This is a genomic window from Rhodopila sp., assembly GCF_965276935.1.
In the GTDB taxonomy this organism is placed as follows: domain Bacteria; phylum Pseudomonadota; class Alphaproteobacteria; order Acetobacterales; family Acetobacteraceae; genus Rhodopila.
The window spans coordinates 892,046-914,588 of sequence record NZ_CBDIBS010000002.1; the positions used below are offsets into that span (position 1 = coordinate 892,046).

At 64.9% G+C, this 22,543-nt stretch carries 20 protein-coding genes; 12 read left to right on the forward strand and 8 right to left on the reverse strand.

The features are described from left to right. Positions 1 to 127 precede the first annotated feature (127 nt). Positions 128 to 1,030, reverse strand: coding sequence for an agmatinase (gene speB / locus ACQY4S_RS07140; RefSeq protein WP_428484492.1), 903 nt, complete (start codon positions 1,028 to 1,030; stop codon positions 128 to 130). A 573-nt stretch (positions 1,031 to 1,603) separates the two neighbouring features. Here speB and ACQY4S_RS07145 point away from each other — a divergent pair. The 6 genes from ACQY4S_RS07145 (at position 1,604) to ACQY4S_RS07170 (ending at position 8,084) form a co-directional block, all read left to right on the forward strand. Continuing rightward, entirely contained in the window at positions 1,604 to 2,230 is a 627-nt protein-coding gene (locus tag ACQY4S_RS07145; protein WP_428484493.1) for a DUF4410 domain-containing protein, read from the forward strand. Between the two features lie 137 nt (positions 2,231 to 2,367). Then, the gene (locus ACQY4S_RS07150; protein ID WP_428484494.1) at positions 2,368 to 3,072 is read left to right on the forward strand and encodes an ion channel; all 705 of its coding nucleotides are present in this window, start codon (positions 2,368 to 2,370) and stop codon (positions 3,070 to 3,072) included. A 108-nt stretch (positions 3,073 to 3,180) separates the two neighbouring features. Continuing rightward, the gene (locus ACQY4S_RS07155; RefSeq protein ID WP_428484495.1) at positions 3,181 to 5,703 is read left to right on the forward strand and encodes a hypothetical protein; all 2,523 of its coding nucleotides are present in this window, start codon (positions 3,181 to 3,183) and stop codon (positions 5,701 to 5,703) included. A 35-nt stretch (positions 5,704 to 5,738) separates the two neighbouring features. Next, the gene (locus ACQY4S_RS07160; RefSeq protein ID WP_428484496.1) at positions 5,739 to 6,245 is read left to right on the forward strand and encodes a cysteine rich repeat-containing protein; all 507 of its coding nucleotides are present in this window, start codon (positions 5,739 to 5,741) and stop codon (positions 6,243 to 6,245) included. A 270-nt stretch (positions 6,246 to 6,515) separates the two neighbouring features. Next, positions 6,516 to 7,349, forward strand: coding sequence for a phosphodiesterase (locus ACQY4S_RS07165; RefSeq protein WP_428484497.1), 834 nt, complete (start codon positions 6,516 to 6,518; stop codon positions 7,347 to 7,349). A gap of 306 nt (positions 7,350 to 7,655) precedes the next feature. Beyond that, positions 7,656 to 8,084: a hypothetical protein gene (locus ACQY4S_RS07170; protein WP_428484498.1), complete on the forward strand. Its 429-nt coding sequence runs from the start codon at positions 7,656 to 7,658 to the stop codon at positions 8,082 to 8,084. Here the strand turns inward: ACQY4S_RS07170 and ACQY4S_RS07175 are convergent. Then, positions 8,007 to 9,029 carry an amino acid ABC transporter substrate-binding protein gene (locus tag ACQY4S_RS07175; protein WP_428484499.1) on the reverse strand — a complete coding sequence of 341 codons (1,023 nt, stop codon included), beginning with the start codon at positions 9,027 to 9,029 and terminating at the stop codon, positions 8,007 to 8,009. The genes ACQY4S_RS07170 and ACQY4S_RS07175 overlap by 78 nt on opposite strands. Beyond that, positions 9,026 to 10,909, reverse strand: a complete 1,884-nt coding sequence (locus ACQY4S_RS07180; protein WP_428484500.1) for a phospholipase C — start codon at positions 10,907 to 10,909, stop codon at positions 9,026 to 9,028. The genes ACQY4S_RS07175 and ACQY4S_RS07180 overlap by 4 nt, the downstream gene beginning before the upstream one ends. Positions 10,910 to 10,979: 70 nt before the next feature. Here ACQY4S_RS07180 and ACQY4S_RS07185 point away from each other — a divergent pair, with 70 nt between their 5' ends. Beyond that, positions 10,980 to 11,174, forward strand: a complete 195-nt coding sequence (locus ACQY4S_RS07185) for a hypothetical protein (protein WP_428484501.1) — start codon at positions 10,980 to 10,982, stop codon at positions 11,172 to 11,174. 192 nt (positions 11,175 to 11,366) lie between these two features. Here the strand turns inward: ACQY4S_RS07185 and ACQY4S_RS07190 are convergent, their stop codons facing one another. Beyond that, positions 11,367 to 13,412, reverse strand: a complete 2,046-nt coding sequence (locus tag ACQY4S_RS07190) for a phospholipase C (protein WP_428484502.1) — start codon at positions 13,410 to 13,412, stop codon at positions 11,367 to 11,369. A 724-nt stretch (positions 13,413 to 14,136) separates the two neighbouring features. Between ACQY4S_RS07190 and ACQY4S_RS07195 the strand changes: the two genes are divergently transcribed. Together ACQY4S_RS07195 and ACQY4S_RS07200 are read left to right on the forward strand one after the other, a co-directional pair. Further along, a complete protein-coding gene (locus ACQY4S_RS07195) occupies positions 14,137 to 14,418 on the forward strand; it encodes a hypothetical protein (RefSeq protein WP_428484503.1) in 282 nt (93 codons plus the stop codon). A gap of 24 nt (positions 14,419 to 14,442) precedes the next feature. Next, a complete protein-coding gene (locus ACQY4S_RS07200) occupies positions 14,443 to 14,799 on the forward strand; it encodes a hypothetical protein (protein ID WP_428484504.1) in 357 nt (118 codons plus the stop codon). Between the two features lie 8 nt (positions 14,800 to 14,807). Here ACQY4S_RS07200 and ACQY4S_RS07205 read toward each other — a convergent pair whose 3' ends face one another. Together ACQY4S_RS07205 and ACQY4S_RS07210 are read right to left on the reverse strand one after the other, a co-directional pair. Next, entirely contained in the window at positions 14,808 to 15,944 is a 1,137-nt protein-coding gene (locus ACQY4S_RS07205; protein WP_428484505.1) for a DegT/DnrJ/EryC1/StrS family aminotransferase, read from the reverse strand. Then, entirely contained in the window at positions 15,941 to 16,912 is a 972-nt protein-coding gene (locus ACQY4S_RS07210) for an NAD-dependent epimerase/dehydratase family protein (RefSeq protein WP_428484506.1), read from the reverse strand. The genes ACQY4S_RS07205 and ACQY4S_RS07210 overlap by 4 nt, the downstream gene beginning before the upstream one ends. A 306-nt stretch (positions 16,913 to 17,218) precedes the next feature. Here ACQY4S_RS07210 and ACQY4S_RS07215 point away from each other — a divergent pair, with 306 nt between their 5' ends. Beyond that, positions 17,219 to 17,986, forward strand: a complete 768-nt coding sequence (locus tag ACQY4S_RS07215) for a coenzyme F420-0:L-glutamate ligase (protein WP_428484507.1) — start codon at positions 17,219 to 17,221, stop codon at positions 17,984 to 17,986. Positions 17,987 to 18,039: 53 nt separating this feature from the next. On the opposite strand, the gene ACQY4S_RS07220 is transcribed toward ACQY4S_RS07215, so the two are convergent. Beyond that, positions 18,040 to 19,299, reverse strand: coding sequence for an MFS transporter (locus ACQY4S_RS07220; RefSeq protein WP_428484508.1), 1,260 nt, complete (start codon positions 19,297 to 19,299; stop codon positions 18,040 to 18,042). A gap of 3 nt (positions 19,300 to 19,302) precedes the next feature. Continuing rightward, positions 19,303 to 20,049, reverse strand: coding sequence for a maleate cis-trans isomerase family protein (locus ACQY4S_RS07225; protein WP_428484509.1), 747 nt, complete (start codon positions 20,047 to 20,049; stop codon positions 19,303 to 19,305). Positions 20,050 to 20,273: 224 nt separating this feature from the next. Between ACQY4S_RS07225 and ACQY4S_RS07230 the strand changes: the two genes are divergently transcribed. Next, the gene (locus ACQY4S_RS07230; RefSeq protein ID WP_428484510.1) at positions 20,274 to 21,494 is read left to right on the forward strand and encodes a CaiB/BaiF CoA transferase family protein; all 1,221 of its coding nucleotides are present in this window, start codon (positions 20,274 to 20,276) and stop codon (positions 21,492 to 21,494) included. A gap of 2 nt (positions 21,495 to 21,496) precedes the next feature. Next, on the forward strand, positions 21,497 to 22,387 hold the full coding sequence (locus ACQY4S_RS07235) for an HpcH/HpaI aldolase/citrate lyase family protein (protein ID WP_428484511.1): 891 nt from the start codon (positions 21,497 to 21,499) through the stop codon (positions 22,385 to 22,387). Positions 22,388 to 22,543: the final 156 nt, after the last annotated feature.

A 22,543-nucleotide genomic window follows, 5' to 3' on the forward strand; every position in this document is an offset into this window, starting at 1 on the left:
TTGCTGTGCCCAAGGTGGGCTCGCGGCACGTGCGGATGCGTCACCGCTCCCGGAGCAGGAGCGAGGCGTCGGATATAGGGTCCATAATCCCCCGGTAGTTATGCTTTTTTGGGGAACTGATAAGCTATCAGCGCATAGCTTGGCTGCCCAGGAGGGCAAGGTACTCCCAGATCATCGTCGCCGCGGCCAGCGCGGTGATCTCCGCCACGTCGTAGGCCGGCGAGACCTCCACCAGGTCCATGCCGATGAACCCGACCGTGCCCAGGCGGCGCAGGATGGCCTGTGCCTGCCAGGACGCCAGGCCACCGACCTCCGGCGTGCCGGTTCCCGGCGCATGGGCCGGGTCCAGCGCGTCGATGTCGAAGCTGAGGTACGCCGGGGCGTTGCCGACAATCGCCTCGATTTGCGCCGCGACGGCGGTCGGCGCCGACGCATGGACATCTTGCGCCGACAGGACGGTCACGCCCTTGGACAGGGTCCAGTCCATGACCGCGCGCTGCACCGGGGAACGGATGCCGACCTGGATCATGCGATGCGGATCGACCAGGCCCTCATTGATGGCGTGATAGAACGGCGAGCCATGCGCGTAGGGCTGGCCGAAGTTGTCGGGCCAGGTGTCGACATGGGCGTCGAAGTGCACCAGCGCGACGGGACTTCCCTGCCGCTGGGTCAGCGCGCGCAGCAGCGGCAGTGTGATGCCATGCTCGCCGCCCAGTGCGATCAGGTGCCCGATCGGTTGGGCCTGCGACTGGATTGCCGCCAGGCTGGCCGGGATGTCGCCGAGGGCCAGCGCGAAATCACCAATGTCGGACAAGCCAAGGCGGGCTGGCTCGACCCAGTGCTCGGGATGGTCGCCGTCGGTCAGCATGCGGCTGGCGCGACGGATCGCCGCCGGACCGTCCCGGGTGCCGGCACGGTTGGTGGTGCCAAGATCCATGGGGATGCCGGCAATGGCGAAGTCGGCGGCCGGGTCACCGCGGCTGACGCCAAGGAAGCTGGAGGAGATTGCGTAAGTCGGGATGCCGGCCATTCGGGTGGCGTCCTTAGCTGATGCGCCGGGGCTGATGCGCCAGTGACTTATAGTTTGCCGAAGCAACCTGCGCCAGAACCAGGCTTCCGAGGTGGCTCGGCCTACAGCTTTTCAACATGGCGTCGGTCAGCGTTCCTTATCCGGATCATAGCACCCGGAAGCGACGAAGTATCCGTGGTTCGCCGTAAGGTGCTCGATAATGACCGCCGGCAAATATGATAGCAGTGCATGTTCCGCTGAAAGTAGGACGCATTGACGAGGCTCCGGTTGACAGTGCCGGCTGGTTACGAAATGCTTAGGTTACCATCTGTCATTGGCCGCTGCCCCGTTGCTTCGTGTCTGGCCTTGAATTGCCCATGATTACTGCCAGGACTGAGTTCCTCAAGCCGAATATTGGCCGCGTACGGATATGCCAAATATAAGCGGAGACGTCTTCTGATGTTGAACCCGGTATGTTCCGCCGCACGACCAGCCCTCGGCGCTGTGGTATTTTTATTTTTACTCGGCGCGTGCTCGACGCATGTGACGCAAACCGGCAATTACGTGCCTGCGGGCGATCAGGCTGGCGGTGCCATGCCGCGCCCGCGGCGCGTGCTGGTGACGGATTTCCTGGTGGACTCACAGGCCGTGCAGCTTGACCAGGGCGTTGGTCCGCGGGTGATGCGGGCGATGGGGTCCGACGCACCGGAGATAACGCCGGCGTCGCAGGTGCAAAATGCCATCGCCGAGGCTTTGTCGGACGATATTCGCAAGATGGGCCTTCCGGTGGAACGCGTCGCGGCCGGGACGCCGCCAGGGCCGAGCGACCTGCTGGTCCAGGGCCAGATCCGCAAGATCGACGAAGGCAACAGGACCCGTCGCCTGGCGATCGGATTTGGCGCCGGCAGGAGTTCGGTCGAAGCCGAGGTCCAGGTCTATTATGACCGAGGCACCGCGCAGCCGCAGTTGCTGCAGACCTATGACGCGAATGCGAACAGCGGGCGCAAGCCCGGCATGGGGATCGGTGTCGCATCGGCCGCGGGCGGTGGCAGCCTGGCGCCAGCCGCACTGTCCGGCGCGATGGGCGCACACGCCGAGAAGGAGGGTGTGGCGGGCGAAGGCCAGCACCTGGGCAACCGGATCGCCTACAACCTGGGACAGTTCTTCGTGCAGCAGGACTGGATACCGGCAGCGTCCGCGCCGTCCCGCTCGCTCCGCTGACGCCACGCTCGCGCATTTAGGCGGGTGCCGCCGCGCTGGCGCACAATCGGTTCCGTTGCGTGGTCAGACAGTGCCAGCGGCGGCACGTTCGAACGTTACCAGGGCACTATGGATGTCACCCCTGACGGAGCATGGGCATGACCAGAGGGGATTTTCTTTCGTTTCCCTGTCAAAGGATCATCGGCGACGTCGCGATCAGGGATCACGCGTTGACGGCGCTGCTTGTGCTGGAAGCGTTGACGCTGTTCGTTGCCGCACCGCTCGCGGGAATGGGTATCCGGTCCCCGTTGCTGATCGGCGGCATGCTTGGCATTCCGCTTGCTCTCGCAATCGTGATAATTTCGCCCAACATGGGCGCGCGGCTGCTCGCCACGTTCGCGACGGCTCTCGCTTTTGCGGGCGCGGCTTTTCGTATCAGTCACCCATCGATCCAGTCCATCTGGCTGGGGCATGGCGCCGCCATCGTCGCGGTGATTGCGATCTCCTGGGTCATCGGACAGGCGGTCTTCGCGCCGGGACGCGTGACGCATCACCGGATCGAAGGCGCGGTCATTCTCTACCTTAACATCGCCGTATTGTTCACCTCGGCTTATCGTCTGGTTTCGGAACTCGATCCAGCGGGCTTTGTCGATGTTCCGGCGGGCGAGCCCGAGGCCGCGGCGATCAGCGGCATGCTGTATTTCAGCTTCTCGACCTTGACCTCGACCGGCTTTGGCGAAATTCGGCCGCTGCATCCGATCGCCCGCAGCCTGGCCAATCTTGAGTCCGTTCTGGGCCAGTTGTACCTGACTATATTGCTGGCCCGCCTTGTCACCTTGCATATAGAAGCGCGACGAGATTAGCGCGGCCCGTAATAATACGTGCGACGGCTTGCCATCGAGCTGAATACAGGCTTAGTCTTGACCATAATCATCACGCGCGCATGTCGAAGCGCCGTCCGGGGAGATATCATGCGGCGCGAACGGATGTTTCCGGATGTCATTGCTTGGGCGGCTGTCGGCCTGCTGTCCGGTTTCAGCCTTCCGGCGTTCGCCCAGACCGCAGCACCGGCCCCGGCCCCGGCGTGGCCACATGTGCTGACCATCAATGGCGCCAATGTGGTGGTCTATCAGCCGCAGGCGATCGACTGGCCAGAGCATGAAACGCTGACCACGCGGGAGGCGATTGCCATCACGCCGGCAAACGACAAGACGGCGATTGTCGGCACAACCGAAATTTCGTTCTCGACCCAAACCGATGCCACGACCGGCGATGTCATCCTGTCGAATGGCCAGCTTCTCGCTTCGCACTTTCCCGCGCTGGATACCGCACAAGCGACACGGATCGAGGCGCAGATCAAGCTGGCGCTGCCCAACATCAAGCCCCAGCCGGTGGCGCTGCAGTCCGTGCTTCTCAGCCTGACGCAGCAGGCAAAGCCTGACAACGTCGCGCTCAACAACGATCCGCCTACAGTTTTCTACAGCGCCAAGCCGGCCTCTCTCGTGGTGTTCGATGGTGAGCCGGTGCTGGCGCCGGTGGGCAAGACGGCGCTTTCGTTCGCGGTGAATACCAACTGGGAGATCTTCACCGACGACAAGGGCTGGTACCTGTTGAACAACGGATCGTGGATGGGGGCGGCCGCCTATACCGGACCGTGGGATCGGATCACCAAGCTGCCGCCAGCATTCTCCGCCATTCCGGCCGACCCGAATTTCGCCGCGGCCCGCAAGGCGATTCCGCCGCCCGCGAATGGGCCGGCCGCCGAACCGGCGATCTTCGTCAGCACCAAGCCGGCGGAGATCATCGTCACCGATGGGGCGCCGCAGTTCGCGCCGGTGGCCGGCACCGGGCTGCAGAGCGTCAAGAACACCAACAGCGTGCTGTTCTTCGAACCGTCGAGCGGCCGGTTCTTCCTGCAGGCCTCGGGGCGTTGGTTTTCGTCGCATGGCCTGGACGGACCCTGGAGCTTCGCCACCGACAGCCTGCCGCCGGACTTCGCCTTGATCCCGCCGGACGGGCCGCAGGCGCCGATCCTCACGTCTGTTCCCGGCACCACCCAGGCACAGCTCGCGGTGCTGCAGGCGCAGGTGCCGCGGCAGGCGACGCTGAAGACCGAGTCGGCCAAGCTGGCCGTGACGTATGCGGGTCAGCCGCAATTCAAGCCGGTGCCCGGCACGGCCATGCGGTATGCGGTGAACACGCCGTTCGAGGTGATCGAGACGGGCGGCAAGTACTATGTCTGCTATCAGGGCGCGTGGTTCGTGGGACCGTCCCCAGCGGGTCCGTGGGTCCTGGCGGCGAGCGTGCCGCCGGTGATCTACACGATCCCGCCGAGCAGCCCGTTGTATAATGTTACTTATGTGAAGGTCTATGGCGCGACCCCGGTCGCGGTGACTTATGGCTACACGTCGGGTTACATGATGGGCTTTGTCACGGCCGGTGTCGTTGTCTACGGCACGGGCTATTACTATCCGCCGGTGGTCATTCCAGGCCGGCTGCCGATCTATTATCCTTATCCGTACTCCTACGTCGGCAACGTCGCCTACAACACCACGAGCGGCGCCTGGGTGCAGGGCGGCACGGCCTATGGGCGCTACGGCGGCGTTGCGACCGGTGGCAGCTACTATAATCCGACCACGGGCGCCTATGGCAGGGGTGGCTCGATCTACGGTCCGAATGGCGGCGTGGCAGGGGTTTCCTACTATAACCCAAGCACGGGTGGATACGCCCGCGGCAGCGCATCGTGGAATGCGAACGGCGGCTCCGCGCAGGGCAGCTACTACAATCCGCGCACCGGCGTTTCAGGATCGACCAACCAGAACGCGAACCCATACGCCCGCTGGGGTTCCAGCACCATGACCGGCCCGAACCAGACGGTGCGCACCGAGAGCGGCAGCAATGCCCGAGGTTCGGCGGGCGGCTTCACCTCGTCCACCGGGGCGCAAGGCGCCGGATACCGCGGCGTCAACGGCAACAGCGGGGGCGCCGTGAAAACCCAGAGTGGCGATGTCTATGCCGGCCACGACGGCAACGCCTACCAGCATACGTCAAACGGATGGTCGAAATGGAGCAACGGGGGCTGGCAGCCGGTGAACCCGCCCTCGACCAGTACCACCTCGGGCAATCGATCGTCCACCAATACGCCGGCTGCCAGCACGGCCTCGACCAACCGATCATCCACCGGGACCGCGTCCACAGGGACCGCGTCCACAGGGACCGCGTCCACCGGCACGTCACCCACCACCCGGCAGCAAACACCGCGGAACGGTTCATCCGTCAGTTCGGCTGGCGGAACATCGAGCCTGGCCCAGTCGCCGCAGGCGCAACAGCGCAGCAGCACCGGCCAAAGCCAGCGTAATTCGCGTCAGTCGATGGACAGCGGCTCGTATCAGCAACTGGAGCAAGACCGTGGGGCGCGTTCCGCCGGCACGCAGCGCCGGTTTGGCGGCGGCGGCGGGGGCGGCGGCGGCGGCGGGCGTTTCCGGCGCGGCTGAGACCATCCAGAGCAAAATCAAGGAGGCCAGTTCCCATGACGCCAGTCATCCGGTTTATCGGGACGACACTGCTGTTCAGTTTCGTGTTGTGCGCCGTGGCGGGCGCGGCCGGCGCGCAACAGCCAAGCCAGGCCCAGATCAGCGCCATCAAGCAGTCCTGCCGGTCGGACTACCAGTCGAACTGCGCGAGTGTCCCCACCGGCGGCAGCGCCGCGCTGCAGTGCCTCCAGCAGCATCAGGCCGACCTGTCGCCGGCCTGCCAAAGCGCGGTTGCCGGTATAGGCGGCGGCGCGGCCGCGGCAGGCGGCAGCGCGCGTTCCCCCGCCGCATCCCAGGCCACGGCACCCGCCGGCGCCCCGTCCGCCATGTCCCCACGCCAGCAGGCCGGGCTGATGCGCAATGCGTGCGGCGGCGATTTCCGTGCGTATTGCCGCGGCGTCCGGCCGGGCGGCGGCCGAGCGATGAGTTGCCTGGCGGCTAACCAGACCCGGCTCTCAGCCTCCTGCAAGGGGGCACTGGCGCAAGCGCATGCCGGCCGATGAAACCGGGTGCTAGAGCAACATCAGCCTGACTGGAATAGCTAAGCGATCTCAGGCTGATGAAATTGCTCGTGAAATACAGCTAGTGGATAAAATCCAACGGATAGGTCCGTTGAATTTATCCACTAGGCTTTGATTTGGTGGGCCGTTCACCTAACGCTTGGAAACCAAGCGTCAGGATCGGACCACTAGAGTGGTTCCACGCCTGGTGGAACCACTCTAGTCCCCACTGTCTCGGCGGAATAGGAAAGCTGCCGAAACAGGAACCCACGCATGCTGATTTGCCAGCTTACCGACCTGCATGTCCGCCCCCGCGGCCAAGCCGCCAACCGGGTGTCGGAAACCAACATGTTCACCGAGCGGGCCTGCCGCGTGGCCGCCGCGTTCAGGCCGCGCCCCGATGTGGTGGTCATCACCGGTGACCTGACCGATTGCGGACTTCCCGCCGAATACGACAACCTCGCCGCGATCCTCCGTCGCACCCTGCCGATGCCGATCTACGTCATCCCGGGCAACCACGACCGGCGGGAGAATCTTCGGCACGCGCTGGCGCACCTGCCGGGTGTCACCAGCGATCCGCACTTCGTTCAATATGCGGTCGAGGATCAACCGGTGCGTCTGGTCATGCTGGATACCCTGGTGCCTGGCGCCACTCACGGCGAACTGTCGCAGGCGCAACTGGACTGGCTGGACCGGACATTGGCGGCGCAGCCGTCGAAGCCGACGATGCTGGCGATGCACCATCCACCGTTCGAATGCGGACTGGCGCAGATGGACAGGATCGCGCTGCGGAACCTGGATGCGTTTGGCGCCTTGATCAAAGGCCATCGTCAGGTCGAACGGATCATCTGCGGCCACCATCATCGCCCGATCGTCGGGCGATGTGCGCACGCGATCGCGTCGATTTCGCCGTCCGTCGCGCATCAGGTGGAACTGTCGTTTGACCCGGACGATCCCGGCGCGTTTAATTTTGAACCGCCTGCTTTCCAGTTGCACGCGTGGCGGGGCAAGCAGGACTTTGTTTCACACACTGTCTACATCGATACCTATGCCGGGCCGTTTCGGGTCGTGCCAGATGCCGACTATCCGGGCGGCAACGCGGGATAGAGTTGTTGAACACGGACTCTTCAAGCACCGGGTTTTGTTTACTTCGAATTAACGGTCAGGGCTTAGATACGCCAAGGTGGTAAATCCTTCGGTGGCGTCTTGCGGACCTTTTTAGCGATTTATTTCGCCGCGGCGGCCATGATGGCCATGTTGTTCATCTCGGTGTTTTGGTGGACCAAGCGGTTCAGGTGGCATCAAGTCCGGTCGTGGCAACATGATCCGTCCGCCGGCGCCGCGCCCGGTTTGGCCTTCAGTGAAGCCCCGGCGGAGGTTCGGAATTCGCTGTCCATCGCACTCAGGCGGCTGATGCCCATCCTGGCCAGCCATGGCATTCAGGCCGACATCGCAGTACTACCGGGACTGCTGGTCCAGATGACCGGCGCCGCCCTGACCGATCTTCTGGAGGCGCTTCTGGCGGCTGTGATCCACCATGCGCGGGCCAGGCACGTTCTGACGACAGCGGTGGATCGTGGCGCGCAGATCCATATCAGCGTGACGGATGATGCCGCTGGTGCCGACCTGGCCGCGCGCAGCGACGGCATCCGGTCGTTGGCGGAGCGGGTAGCCATGCACGGCGGCGCGCTGGATATCGATGTGCGCCTCGGTGAAGGCACGACAATCACGCTTCGACTGCCCGCGGCGCCAGGCGATCATGCCTTAACGGATCGGCGGCGCGAACATCATGCCTCCGTGCGTCCACAGCGCGTTGCGCCCGCGCTCCAGCCGGAGTGGTGAAGCGGCGCCGATGTCCCGGTCGAACACCTCGCCGTAGTTGCCGACTGCCTGGACCGCTCGCAATGCCCAGTCGTCATCCAGGCCGAGTGGCCGGCCGATCCCGGCGGCTCCGCCCAGCAGGTAGCGCACCTCCGGCCGGCCGTTCCGCCGCAGTTCGGCGGCGTTGGCCTGGGTCACGCCGGCATCCTCCGCCAGCACCAGGGCATGTATGGTCCAGGCAACGATCGCCGCCCATTGGGGATCGCCGGCGCGGTAGACCGGCACGAAAGGTTCCAGCGTGATGGTTTCGGGCAGGATCTCGTACTGCGATATCCGGCCGTGGAAGCCGGGCCGCATGTTGGCAAGCGCGGATATCGGGGCGGCGATTGCCGCGCAATGGCCAGTTATCAGGGCGGCCTCCATCTCACCGGTTTCCTCGAATGGAAACGGCCTGAATGACACACCGCGCTGGGCGAGGCCGTCGTCCAGATCCTGCTCCGCCTGAGTATCCGCCAGGAAGCACACCTGCCGGCCGCTCAGGTCCGTGATCGAGTCCACGCCGGTGGCCTTGTGGACCAGGAACCCCTGCCCGTCGAGGAAAACCGGGGGTCCGAAGCCGACGCCGAACGCCGCCTGGTTGGTCAGGTCGGGGGTGCCGCCGGCCAGCAGTGCGATCTTGCCGGACTTGAGCGCTTCAAGACTCTGGGGATCGTCGTGCAGGACAACCGGCGTGAGCTTCCCGGCATCGCCCAGCACGGCCGCCGCCACCGCCTTGCACACATCCAGGCCAAGTGCGGACAGGTTGCCGTGGGTCTGCGACTTCGAGTAGTCGGCCTCCTCGATATTGACGCCGCAGGCCAGGCGGCCGGCCTGGCGAACGTTGTCCAATGTGTCGCCTGCCAGCGCCTTTTCCTGGGCGAGGCAGGACGACACAAAGATGAACGCACCGATCAGCAGGAGCCTCATGGCGTCCAGGTGCCGGAGGTCGGGATACCCGGCGTGGTGCCGGGCCGCGGGTTGAAGTCGGCCGGCGCCGGATCGAGCAGCTTGCCGCCGGCGTAGTCGGTGGGCACGATGTTCAGCGTGTAGCAGCCGTTGCCGCCATAGGGCGGCAGCGCGTTCACCGCGTCCGCTGGAATCTCGGCGTATTCAGCCGGCAGCGGGTCCGCCGCGCCGGTCAGGCGGGCATTGTCGAACGCCGAGAACAGGTTGCCGATATCCGCCACCTTGGCGTCCGCCGGACCAAGATCCTTCTGGCCGAACGCCTGCTGGCCGAGACGACGACCGCGGACCTCGTCCGGCAGGTCGGCGAGCGGCTGGAGGTTGAACAACGCGTTGATGAACTTGATGACCGAGCTATGTTCCGTATAGGCGTGCGAGATCGCGTGCACCGCGCTGAACGGCGAGATCACGATGGCCGGGATGCGCGGGCCGCCGGCCAGCGGACTGCCTTCCGGGTCGAGCGACCGAATGCGCGAGGGGACGTGGTCATACAGACCGTCCGTCTCGTCGTAGGTGATGATGATCGCGCTGTTCGCCCAGTACGGGCTGGCGGCGATAGCGTTGACTTCCCGCGCTACCAGCGATTCGCTGATCTGGGTGTCCGAGTAGCCGGGATGATCGTCGTCGCCAGGGAAATCCTTCTGCACCGTCGGGTTCGGATCCGAAGGCTTCTGGTTGACGATGTTGGCATAGCCGCCGCGGACGTAGAATACGCCGCCGGCCGCCGGCAGATTTTTGGCGGCAACCGCGGTGAAGAAGTCGTTCAGCCCGTGCAGGTTGCTGACCGCCTGCGTGTTGTCGCCGATATAGCCGAAATACTGCGGTCCGTTGTGATGCAGGATATAGCTGGCATGGGACGCCGAACCTGATGTGTCGGTCGGTTCGGTATCATAGCCTTCCTGATACCAGCCCCAGTTGACCGGCGCGACGCCCTCCCCGGCGATCGTGCGGATGTCGTGCTGAACGTCGACGAGGTCGAGGGCGGGGTTCTCGTCGGACTGGATGACCTGCTCGATCTGGTTGCCCATGAATGACAGCGGCAGGCTGGCATAGGTCTGATTAAGCGCCGGCGTGGCGGGATTTTCGTCAATCGGGTTGTTCGGCGGCTTGACCGGAGAAGTGTCCAGATTGGAGCCAGGGAACGGTCCAGGATCGCTGACAATCGGTTGGCCGCCGCTTTCGATGACCACCGGGCTTGCGGTGTTGTTGCTGCCTTGCTCCGGATGCAGCGCCCACTGCGTCTCACCGGACTGCCCGGCGATCATGGCGAGGGCATTGGGCGTGGACGGCCCGATCGTCGTTTGGTGGAAGTTGTCGAACAGGGTGAAGCGATCGGCATACTGCCAGATGAACGGGATCGTGTCGCAATCGATATGCGATACCACCAGCTCGGCCTTTTGCTTGGTTGCCTCAGTCGGGTTCGACGTGGCGGCGGCGCCGGTGGTCAGCGAGACGATCTGCCCGTTCTTCGTCGTCAGTCCCTCCGCGTTCAGCGCGTAACGGTCGCTCAGCGTCACGCCCTTGGCGTCGACGTCAAGGTCGTTGTCCAGGCCCTTGTGCGAGTGATCGACCGAGTCGGTGTCGGCCGGATACAGCGGCACCGTGGCGCCGTTCACGTCGGTGACGGTCTGCGGTATCAGGAACGGCGAAATGGTTCCGACGCTGCCATCGGTGTCAACGATCGGCTGCACGAAGCCGGGGGTCTGGCTGGCCGGCTTGGAGAACAGGCCGTCGGCGCCGGGAAAGGTGCCAAGGTGGAAATCGAACGAGCGGTTTTCCTGGAACAGCACAAAGACGTACTTGACCTTCTGCTGCAGCAGACGGAGCTTTTCGGCTCTTGACAACGAGGGCTCCTTGTCAAGTTCGCGCACATACTGCTGGACCAGATCGCTGGATTTAGGTCCGATTGTCATCTTGTCGGAGGATTGGGCGCTGGCCATCAACGGCTGCATCATCCCGATAGCGGCCAGCGCCGCGCATGATCTTCTTGCCGTTCCGTTTCGTTTCATCGCCTATGGATCCCTTCTCCACGCACCAGCACAGACCAGCGCAAGCATGGACTTGATGATGTTCCGCCAGCCGGTTGAGCCGCCGACGGGCCAGCGGTAGCATCAGAAGGATTGCATTCGTATGAACGTATTGGGACGGAACGAAGAAACGGGTTAAGCCAACCTTAATTGGGCGTGACATTGTGGTGAGGCGGCCTGGTGAGCCCCGGCTGGTCCGCGGTTGTCCTCTCAAGCCTGCCCGGCGCGCGAGAACGGGCCGGACGACAGGAAACCGGCGGATCGGACGCCCCTTTCACGGTGTCCAGGTGCCGGAGGTCGGGACGCCGGGTGTCGTCGCCGGCCGCGGGTTGAAGTCGGCCGGCGGCGGGTCGATTGGTTTACCGCCGGCATAGTCGGTGGGAACGATGTTCAGCGCGGCGCAGCCGTTGCCGCCATAATGCGGCAGCGCCGCCACCACGTCCGCGGGGATCTCGGCGTATCCGGCCGGCAGCGGTTCCGCCGCCCGGGTCAGGCGCGCATTGTCGAACGCCGAGAACAGGTTGCTGATCTCCGGCACCCTGTCGTCGGCGGGACCAAGGTCCTTCTGCCCGGTTGCGTGCAATCCAAGTTCACGGCCCCTGACCTCGTCCGGCAGGTCGGCAAGAGGCGTAAGAGTGAACAGCGCATCAATGAACTTGATGACCGAGCTATGTTCCGCATAGGCGTGCGCGATCGCGTGCGTTCGGCTGAACGGTGAGATCACGATGGCCGGGATGCGCGGGCCGCCGGCAAGCGGAGCGCCTTCGGGATCGAACGACCGAATATGCGGCACTACATGATCATAGAGACCGTCGGTCTCGTCATAGGTGATGATGATCGCGCTGTTCGCCCAGTATGGACTGGCGGCGATCGCATTGATCTCGGTCGCCAGCAGCGCCTCGCTGATCTGTGCGTCGGAATAGGCTGGGTGATCGTCATCGCCCAGGAAGTTCTTCCGCACCGTCGGGTTTGGATCGACAGGCTTCAGGCCGGCGATATTGCTGTATCCGCCGCGGACGTAGAACACGCCGCCGGCCTGCGGCAGGCGTTTGGCGGCGACATCGGCGAAGAAGTCGCCCAATCCGTGCAGATGGGAGACAGCCTGCGTGTTGTCGCCGATATAGCCAAAGTACTGGGGTCCGTTGTGGTGAACGATATAGCTGCGATGCGACGCCGAACCCGCGGTGTCCGTCGGTTCCGCATCATAGCCTTCCTGGTACCAGCCCCAGTTGATCGGACCGAGACCGCGAGCGATGGTCTGGACGTCGTGCTGCACGTCGACCAGGTCGAGCGCCGGGTTCTCATCGGACTTGATGGTCTGCTCGATCTGGTTGCCCATGAAGGACAGCGGCAGGCTGGCATAGGTCTGATTGAGCGTTGGCTTGGCCGGACTGACATCGCCGCTGTTGTAGGGCGGCTTGACCGAAGCGGTGTCGAGGTTCGATCCGGGGAACGGACCGGGATCGGCGACGACCGGCACACCATGGCTGCTGGCGACCGCGGGGTTCGCGGTGTTGTTGCTGGCTTGCTCGGGATGCAGCGCCCACTGCGTCTCGCCCGACTGGCCGGCGATCATGGCGATCGCGTTCGGCGTGGACGGCCCGATCGTGGTCTGGCGGAAATTGTCCAGCAGCGTGAAGCGGTCGGCGTACTGCCAGATGAACGGGATCGTGTCGCAGTCGATGTGCGACATTACCAGCTCCGCCCGCTGTCTGGCCGTCAGGGTTGGGTTGAAAGTGGCCGGCGCGCCGGTGGCCAGCGAGACGATCTGGCCATTCCTGGTCGTCAGCCCTTCCGCGTTCAGGGCGTAGCGGTCGTTACGCGGCACGCCGTCCGCGCCAAGGTCGAGGCTGTTGTCGATGCCCTTGTGCGAGTGGTCGACTGAATCCGTATCGGCCGGATAGAGCGGCACCGCATGGCCGTGGACGTCCGTGACAGTTGGCGGGATCAAGAACGGCGAGATTGTCCCGATGCTGCCATCGGTCCCGACGATTGGCTGCACGAAGCCCGGGGTCTGGTTCGCCGGGTGGGAGAACAGCCCCTCGGCACCAGGGAAGGTGCCGAACTGAAAATCGAACGAGCGGTTCTCCTGATACAGGACAAAGACGTACTTTACCTTCTGCCGCAGCAGCCGGAGCTTGTCAGCGTCCGACAGTGCCGGCTCATGATCCGGATCGCGGACGTACCGCTGCGCCAGATCGCTGGATTTCGGTCCTGTCGTTACTTGTGTGCCAGACTGGGCCGCGGCCATCAGCGGTTGCATTACGCCGATGCAGGCCAAGATAACGGATGATGTCCAGCCAGTTCGGTGTCGTGGCATGCTGCGTGGTTTCCTTTGCCGCTCGGCGTTCGATGGGCTGCACATTATCGTCGGGAGGCTGGCGAAGCCATGCCGATCGCAGCCATGCCGATCACGACGCGGCTGTCGTATCGCTTCTGTCCGGCTGTCCTTCTCTGCGCCGCACGCTCCAGAAAATCACGGGGCCATCCAGCATATATTTGATAGCCTGGCAGAATCGTGTTGGACCGGGCCGCGCGCAATGGGCGGCCGAAGCCGCGGGACACGCCAGTCCCGCGCTTGGACCATGATCGTCTGAGGTTGCACCTTCGCCGGCGTCCGATCATGGCCTGACTCTTTGTTTGATTGCGTGATTCGCGCCTTCTGAGTGGTCAGCCTCGGGCAATCACGCTCAATGGATCGACTGAGCAGGACCCGTGTGAAGCGAGCGTTCAAGCATGCTTGGCAGCCAGCCGGCTGAACATGCCGATCAGACGGCTGATATTTCAGTATGTCGGATACCCAGGTGGATCGACGCGATCTAATGATACAATAACGAACGTGCAACGCCACTTGGTGATCGAACTCAGACTGCGGGCGTCCCGCCAATCCATCCGGTGCTGATGCGGGAAATCGCGCATATTTGCAATGGACTGGCCTCGTTGGCAACGCCGCCTCACGATCCTGCCAGATGCCCGATTGTCGGTTCAGCCTGCCGCGGACGGTGCTATCCAACTCATCAGCAGCAACCATGCTGGAGAGAATAATGTCGGAAAGCGATGACATCTCTGCGCGCCTGAGCGCGCTAGAGACGGTGGTGAGTCAGCTTATCACTCATCTGGCGGTTCGCGCGGAGGATCCGGCCGGTTGGGTACGGACTCGAAAAGTGCTTGCTCTGAGCTTGGTCAGCGAGCGGGCTGATCCGTTCAGCGGGCAAACAGGTCGCATTCGCGATGCGCTGGCGGGCTTCTTTGATCAGGCCGAGACGGTTGCCACGGACTACAGCGACCGGACCCGGCGGGGAACGCCAGGGCCATTCGTGCGTTAAGTCGAAAAGCAGAAAGCCGGAACCATGAACCGTGTTGTGTTCTTTACCGCATCGACGTTGCTCCTGATCGCTGTACCGGCACTGGCGCAGAATCCACAAACAGCCGCACCGGAAAATCCAACGGTTCCGATGGCGCCGCAGAACGCACCGTCGCCGCCGCCGGAGCGGGTGGCGCCGCCTGTTGGCAATCAGGGCGCTGGCAAGCCGGGTAGTGGCAGCGGCAGCCTGAGCAGCCAGTTGTCCCGGCAGAAGGGTACGGTCAGGCCGCCGAATGTCGATCCGGGCATGACGGTCAGTCCATCACCCAGGCAGCAGGGTACGATGCCGGTAATCCCACCACCTGGGTCGCCGGGTGGGAATCCGTCCGTCGTACCGAAATAAATCGGGCGCTACAGGCCGCGCAACGCGTCGCACACCGCGACGACCTGATCATTCGTCAGTTCGGGGTACATCGGCAGGCTGAGAACCTGTAAGGCGGCGGCCTCGGTTTGTGGGCAGCCGGCGGCGGCCAGGGCGATGCGGCCGACGTAAGCCGGCTGCTGATCGACAGGGACGGGATAATGGATCCCCGTCCCGATGCCTTTCCGCCGCAGGGCGAGCTGGACCGCATCGCGGTCGTCGCTCCGAACGACATAAAGGTGAAAGACATGCGCTGCGTCGTGACGCCGCTGCGGCGGGGTCAGTCCCTTCAAAGCGGCGTCGTATGCCGATGCGATCCCGGCTCGCCGTTCGTTTTGCCGGTCCAGATACGGCAGCTTGACGCGCAGGACCGCGGCCTGCATCTCGTCCAGCCGGCTGTTCACGCCGACGATGTCGGAAATGGCGTTATTGTGCCAGCCGTATTGACGCAGGGCGGCAATACGCATCGCCAGTTCGGGGTCAGCCACCGCGACGGCGCCGCCATCACCCAGGGCACCGAGGTTCTTCGTGGGATAGAAGCTGAAGGCCGCCGCGTCGCCAAAGGTTCCCACGCGTCGGCCGTGCAGCCGAGCACCATGCGCCTGGGCGCAGTCCTCGATCAGCGCGACCTGGTGTTCACGGCACAGCGGCAGAATTCGGTCGAGGTCGGCGGGCTGACCATAAAGGTGCACCGGGATCACCGCACGGATCGGCGGCAACCCGGGCGGCGGGGCCTTCAGCACCTGGCGCAGCGCGTTCGGGTCCATGGTGTAGTGAAGCGGATCGATGTCGACCAGCAGCGGCGTGGCACCGGCCATTTCAATCGCCGCCACGGTCGCGACCGCGGTGTGCGACACGGTGACAACGGTGCAGCCGGACCCGATGCCCAGGCCGCTCAGGGCCAGTGCGATCGCATCGGTGCCGTTGCCGCAGCCGACCACCGCGCCGGCACCGAGCCAGGCGGCGAATTCGGCCTCGAACGCACGCAGTTCGGCGCCCAGGATATACCAGCCGGAAGCCAGCGTTCGGCTGACCGCCGCATCGATCTCAGTCTTCAGGGCGCGATAGCCGGCGCCGGGATTGGCCTGGGGAATTAAAACTGGCGGGATCAAGACTGGCGAACTCACAGGTAGTGCTCCAGGCGGGTGCGATACCAATCCAGGGTCTGGCCGATGCCATCCCGCAGGCTGGTGATCGGCGCCCAGCCGGAGGCGGCGCGGAAGGCGCTGTCGTCGGCGTGGTAGCTGCCGATGTCGATCCGCGCCCGGTCGGGCGGGAACCCGCGCGTGGTGTAGCGGGCGGTGCCGCTGGACAGTTGCACCACCATCTCGGCCAAGTCGTGCAGCGACGCCGGCGGGGCGCCGCCGATGTTGAAAATCCGGCCGTGGCAGGCCGGGGTCTCGGCCGCCGTCAGGAACGCCGCGGTCACATCATCCACATAGGTCATGTCACGCAACTGGCTGCCGCCCCAGACCTCGAACGGACGGTCCTCCAGCACGCAGCGGATCCAGATGCCGAGGAAGGTCTGGCGCGCGTCACGGATGCGCAGGCGCGGGCCGTAGCAGTTGGTCAGCCGCAACGAGACGACCGGACGGCCGCGGACGCGGTGCTCCAGCATCCAGTATTGCTCACCGGCGAACTTGGAGACGCCGTTGGCATCCGGCGGTGCCACCGGCTGGTTCTCGTCCACCGGCAGTTTTTCCACCCGGCCGTAGAACTGGCGGGTGGAGGCGTGCACGACGACAGCGTCCGGCGCCGCTTCCCGCGCCGCCTGGATCAGCCGCACCTGGGCGACCGCGTTCACCGCGATGTCGGCCAGCGGGTCGGCCTGGCCGCCCATGTGGCTGGTCTGCGCCGCCAGGTTGAAGATCACCGCGGCGCCCTCGCAGAGCGGGCGCAGATCGATCTCGCGAATGTCGCCACGCACCAGGTCCACGTCGGCGCCGTCGAGGTTGCGCGCATTGGCGCCGCCACCGAACAGGAACCCGTCGAGTGCGACCACGCGGGCGCCGCGCGCCGCCAACGCGTGACACAGGTTGGCGCCGAGGAACCCGGCACCGCCGGTCACCAGAACTTTTCGACGTAACCAGTCCATGACCTCTCCTTTGCAATACGCCTTTATTGCCACAAGATGGCGACATTACGTGAGACCGTCGCAGGTCAGGATTGTGCCGTGCTGGCGGAGCTTCGGCTGTGTTACCAGCGGCTCGCAGCGCTGTGCCGACCAGACCAGTGATGGTCCTTTTGACCCCATGTTCGGCGCGCACCAGACTGATGCGATAGCGCTCCCGAACAGGATAAGCCATTATCTTCAACATGGGTGGCACGCCGCATGAAACGGGAGCAGTTGGCATCAGCTCGCGTTCAGACGAAGGCTGCGCTGGAAGCGAAAGAAAACGAGATGAAAGACGCGCTGGAAGAAACAACCCTGATCAGGATCAGGACCAGACCGCTCCTGCCACCGCGGGATAATCTGTGGGACGCACTCGATCCAGCCCTGCCCCACTTGCAAGACGGCGACGTGGTGGTCATCACGTCCAAGGTCGTTGCCATCCACCAAGGTCGTTGCGTGCCTATGGCGGAGGTAACCGACAAGGAGGATCTGGTTGCGGCGGAGGCCGATGCCTGGATCCCTAAAGCCTCCTCCCGGTATGGCATAACCCTTGCCATCAAGGGCGGAACGCTGATCGCGAGCGCCGGGATCGACGCCAGCAACTCCAACGACCATTTCGTGCTCTGGCCCGATACGCCGTCGGACGCGGCAGCGGAGATCGGCCATCGCCTGAAGCAGCGACATGACATCACCGATCTCGGTATCATTCTGACCGATAGCCACTGCACGCCGCTCCGTCGCGGCACCACGGGCATCTCGATCGGCTTCTACGGATTTGAGGCGCTTAGGGACTATCGCGGTCAGCCTGATATCTTTGGTCGGCCTCTGGCTGTGACCCTGGCGAACCGGGCCGACGCAATGGCGGCCGCCGCTGTCGGACTAATGGGCGAAGGCGCGGAATGCGTGCCGGCGGTGGTGATCCGAGGCTGGCCCGACCTGGTGTTCAATGATGCAGCCGGCCAGCCAGGGTTCTTTATTCCGCCTGACGAGGATATCTTCACGCCGCTGCTGGAAGGATTTCACACGTATGGCCGCAAAGGTTCCGCCCGGAAATAAGGCTGCGGATGCTGCCATCCTCACGCTTTCATTGTCGCGTCCCGGACCTTCGGCTACGGTTCCGACCGCTGCTGTTCATCCAGCATCGGATCCGGTTTGCCAAGGCTGCCGATCAGCGCCGCGGCGAGCGTTATCATGATCGCGAAGGCATACAGCGCCAGCCGGTAGGTGCCGGTCCGGTCGTGCACCCAGCCGCCCAGGATTGGTCCGGTGCCGACGCCGGCACTGAAGATGGACAGGCACCAGCCGTAAATCCTCGCGTATTGCCGCATGCCGAAATAGCGGCTGATCAGGTAGGCCAGCAGATCGACCTCGGCGCCGGCCGACAGGCCGATCAGCAGGATGGCCGGCACCGGCGCCAATCCTTGCGCCAACAGAACGCAACTCAGGGCGGGCAGCAGGATGTAGATGGGTGCCACGACGCGGGCAGGAAATCGGTCCACCAGGCCGCCGATGCTGAGCCGGCCGGCAATGATGGCAAAGCCGAGATAGCCCAACGCACGCGATGCCTGGGCCAGGTCCACGCCGCGATCGGCCAGCATCGCCGGCAGGTTGACGATCAGGCCGCCAACCTCGATGGAGATCAGAAGGAACGCCGTGGCCAGCCGCCAGAACCGGCTGGAGGCCATCGCCTGGCGCACCGTCGTGCCGTGCAGCGCGACAGCCGCGACGCCGGACACCGCGTCACGTGCCCGGAACAGCAGGAAGACCACCGGCAGGCCGATGACGATCTGCGCCGCCGACAGCGCGTAGAAGCCGGCCTTCCAGCCGTGGACGGCGATGATGCCACCGATGATGCCCGGACCGACCACCGCGACCAGCCCGGTGCCGCACAGGGTGATCCCCAAGGCCAGGCCGCGGCCGCGCTCGAACCAGCTTGCCACGGCCCGGGTCCAGACGATGGGCGAGGTGCCGGCGCCGAGCACCGCGAGCATGGCCCAGCCGAGATAGTAGCGGCCGATCGATCCGCCGTTCAGGGTGAGGCCGAAATAGCCGAGGCACAGCCCGACCATCGCGGTCATCGCGACGCGGCGCGCACCGAAGCGGTCGATCAGCGCGCCGATGATCGGCGCCATCAGCACGCTGCCGATGGTCAGGAAGATCAGGCCGCCGGCGGTGGCGGACCGGCTCCAGCCGAAGGCATCGCCCAGGGGCCGGATGAACTGGCCGGTGGTGTAGATCGGCAGCCCGGTGGTGCCGAGGCCGACGCCGATCGCTGCCGCCACGATCACGGTCCATGCGCGGGCGAACTCGGACCGGCGGGTGGGAAGGCGATCGGACGCTTCGGGCAGGACCGATGGCGCGTCCGCCATTGGTCAGAAGTCCTCCAGCAGGCGGCCGAACCCGGCGACCTTGTCGGCAATGCCGTTGCCGCGCAACGCGTGCCAGTAGGTCGCGGTGTTGATTGCGATCACCGGCTTGCCGAGCCACAATTCCGCCGCGGCGCATAGGCGGGCGGCGCTGAGGTTGGTGCCAACCTGGACGATGGCATCGACATCGTCGCCATCGAGTTCGCGGAAGGTGTCGCGGATCGTTAAGACGGGGATCGTCGCGATCGCGGTCCAGCTCGGGCACAGCAGGCAGCGGTCGCGGACGACGTCAAACCCGGCCTCCCGGAAATAACCGCGGACCTCATGATTGGCGGCGGGAAAATAAGGCGACATGAAGGCCAGCCGCCGCACCCCGCCATAGGCTCGCAGGGCGGCGGTGCAGGCGTGCGAGCCGACGGTCGCCTGCAGTCCGCTGGCCTGCTCCAATGAAGCCTGGAAGGCGTTCGCGCCGGCCATGCCGCCGAAGAAGGTTACCGCCGACATGCCCATGACCAGGGAATCGGGTGAACTGGTCATGACCGAGGCGACCGCGTCCAGGGTGTTCTGTCCGATCAGGCGGGCGCCGGTCATGAAGGTTTCGTTGCTGATGGCATCAGCGTTCGGCGTGAAGATGCGGCTGTAGTGGTTGGTGACGCCGACGGGGCGCATTGCCTCCATGTCCGGCTGCACGACGGTGTTGGTTGATGGGCCAAGGATGCCGAAGCGGTGGCGCCAACCCAGTATGTCCCTCATGTGATCTCCTGTTCGCGTGCCATTGCGCGGTTCATGGAATGCCGCGACAGGTCGCCGCGGCACATGGCTGGGTCGGCGGCGATGGGTTGCAAGTTGCGCTCGTCTGCTTTCATCTGGCCATTGGCCGACGTCTCGATCGCCTGTCCGCGGCCGGATGAACGTTCCCACGGCTCTTGCGGGTCTTCGATAGTGGCACGAAACTGGCTGATCCGAGAGAGCCGTTCATGATCCCACGCATCGAATTCGACCCGACCGCGCCGGCGCCGCTGGATGGCATCCGTGTCGTCGACCTGTCGCGGCTGGTCGCTGGCAACATGGTCAGCCTGCAACTCGCCGACCAGGGTGCCGAGGTCATCAAGATCGAAGACCCGAAGGTCGGCGACCCGTTGCGCGCCTGGCGGGTGAAGGGGTTGTCGCTGCACTGGAAGGTCTATGCGCGCAACAAGAAGAGTCTGGCGATCAACCTGCGCCCGCAAGCCGGCCGTGATGCACTGCTCGATCTGCTGGCGACCAGTCAGGTGCTGATCGAGAACTACCGGCCCGGCACGCTGGAGCAGATGGGACTGGGCCCTGCCGTCCTGCACGCGCGCAATCCTGGCCTGATCATCGTGCGCATCACCGGCTTCGGCCAGGACGGTCCATACCGCGAGCGTCCGGGCTTCGGCACGCTGGTGGAGGCGATGTCGGGCTTCGCCGCCAAGAACGGCTACGGCGACCGCCCGCCGGTGCTGCCGCCGCTGGCGATGGCCGACATGGTCGCCGGCCTGTATGGCGCCTATGCGGTGATGGTGGCGCTGCGGGTGGTGGAACGCGGCGGCCGCGGGCAGGTGATTGATCTTCCGCTGCTGGAGCCGATGATTTCCGTCCTTGGCCCGGATGCGGCGGCATACCGGGTGTCGGGGGAAAAGCCGGCGCGGACCGGCAGCCGGTCGCTGACCACGTCGCCGCGCAATGTCTATGGCACCAGCGACGGACGGTTCATCGCGATTTCCGCCTCGATCCAGGCAATGGCGGAGCGGCTGTTCCGCGCGATCGGGCGGCCGGACATGATCGACGACCCGCGCTTCCGGACAAATACGGATCGGGTGCGGAACATCGACGCGTGCGACGGCATCGTCGCGGCGTGGATCGGCGAGCGGACGCTGGCGGCGAACATGGCGGTGTTCGAGGCGGCGGAGGTAACCGCCACGCCGATTTTCGAAATCGACCAGTTGCTGGATGATCCGCATGTGCAGGCGCGTGGCGTGCTTGTGGAAGCGCCGGACGAGGAAGCCGGGTCGGTGCTGATGCACAACATCATTCCGCGCCTGTCGGACACGCCGGGGCGGCTGCGGTCGGCGGCCCCTTCGCTCGGCCAGCACACACGCTCGGTTTTAGAGTCCATCGGCTACGATGCAACCCGGCTGGCTTCATTGGCGGCCGAGGGCGTAATCAAGGAGGGCTGACAATGCGCGACGATCTGCCGGTCTGGCGGTCCCTGATGTTCGTTCCGGTGACGGCGGAGAAGTTCGTCCGCACCGGTGCCGATCGGGGCGCCGACGCCATCATCCTGGATCTGGAGGACGCGGTCGCGCCGTCACAGAAGGCGCAGGCGCGGACGCTTATCGTCGGGGCCATCCCGCAGGTGTCGCGCAACGGCGCCGATGTGGTGGTGCGCGTCAACCGGCCCTGGCGGCTGCTGGTGCGCGACCTGGAGGCCGCGGTAGTTCCGGGCGTGACGGCGCTGATGCTGACCAAGGTGGACAGTCCCGAGCATGTGCAGGCGGTGGCGGAGATCGTTGCCGAACTGGAAACCGAGCGGGGACTGCCGGCGGGCGGGCTGAAGTTCATCGCCCTGGTGGAAAACGCGGCCGGGTTCTTTCGCATCGAGCAGATCGCCAGGTCGCACGCTCGGATCGTAGGGTTGAGCCTGGGATCGGAGGATTTCGCCGCCGATGTCGGCATGCAGTCGGAGCCGGAGGGGTTGTTCTACCCCAAGCAGCAGACGATCTTCGCTGCTCGGGCGGCGGGTATCATGCCGATGGGTTTCATCGGATCGATTGCCGACTTCCGGGATCAGGCGGCGTTTCGCGCCATTGTCCGGCGGTCCCGGCGGCTGGGGTTCATGTGCGCCAGCGCGGTGCATCCGTTGCAGGTGGCGGTGCTGAACGAGGAGTTTTCCCCCGATCCGGCGGAGGTGGAGCGGGCGGAACGCATGATCGCGGCCTACGATGAGGCGTATGCGGCGGGACTGGGTGCGGTCCAGTTCGAGGGCGCGATGATCGACGTGCCGGTGGTGGCGCGTGCCCGATCTGTCGTGCGGCGGGCGGTGGCGTTGCGGCGTCGGATCGGAGGATAATCCCTTCTTGTCATCGCATCTCGCATGCCTCGCTCTTCTAAGCCGCCTGTGCGGCGGGTAACGCCACCGGTCAGCCGGATGCCAGCCTGCTCCAGCTTCTAAGCCGCCTGTGCGGCGGGTAACATATCTCTCCCTGGCTCTTGTGTGAGCCCGCAC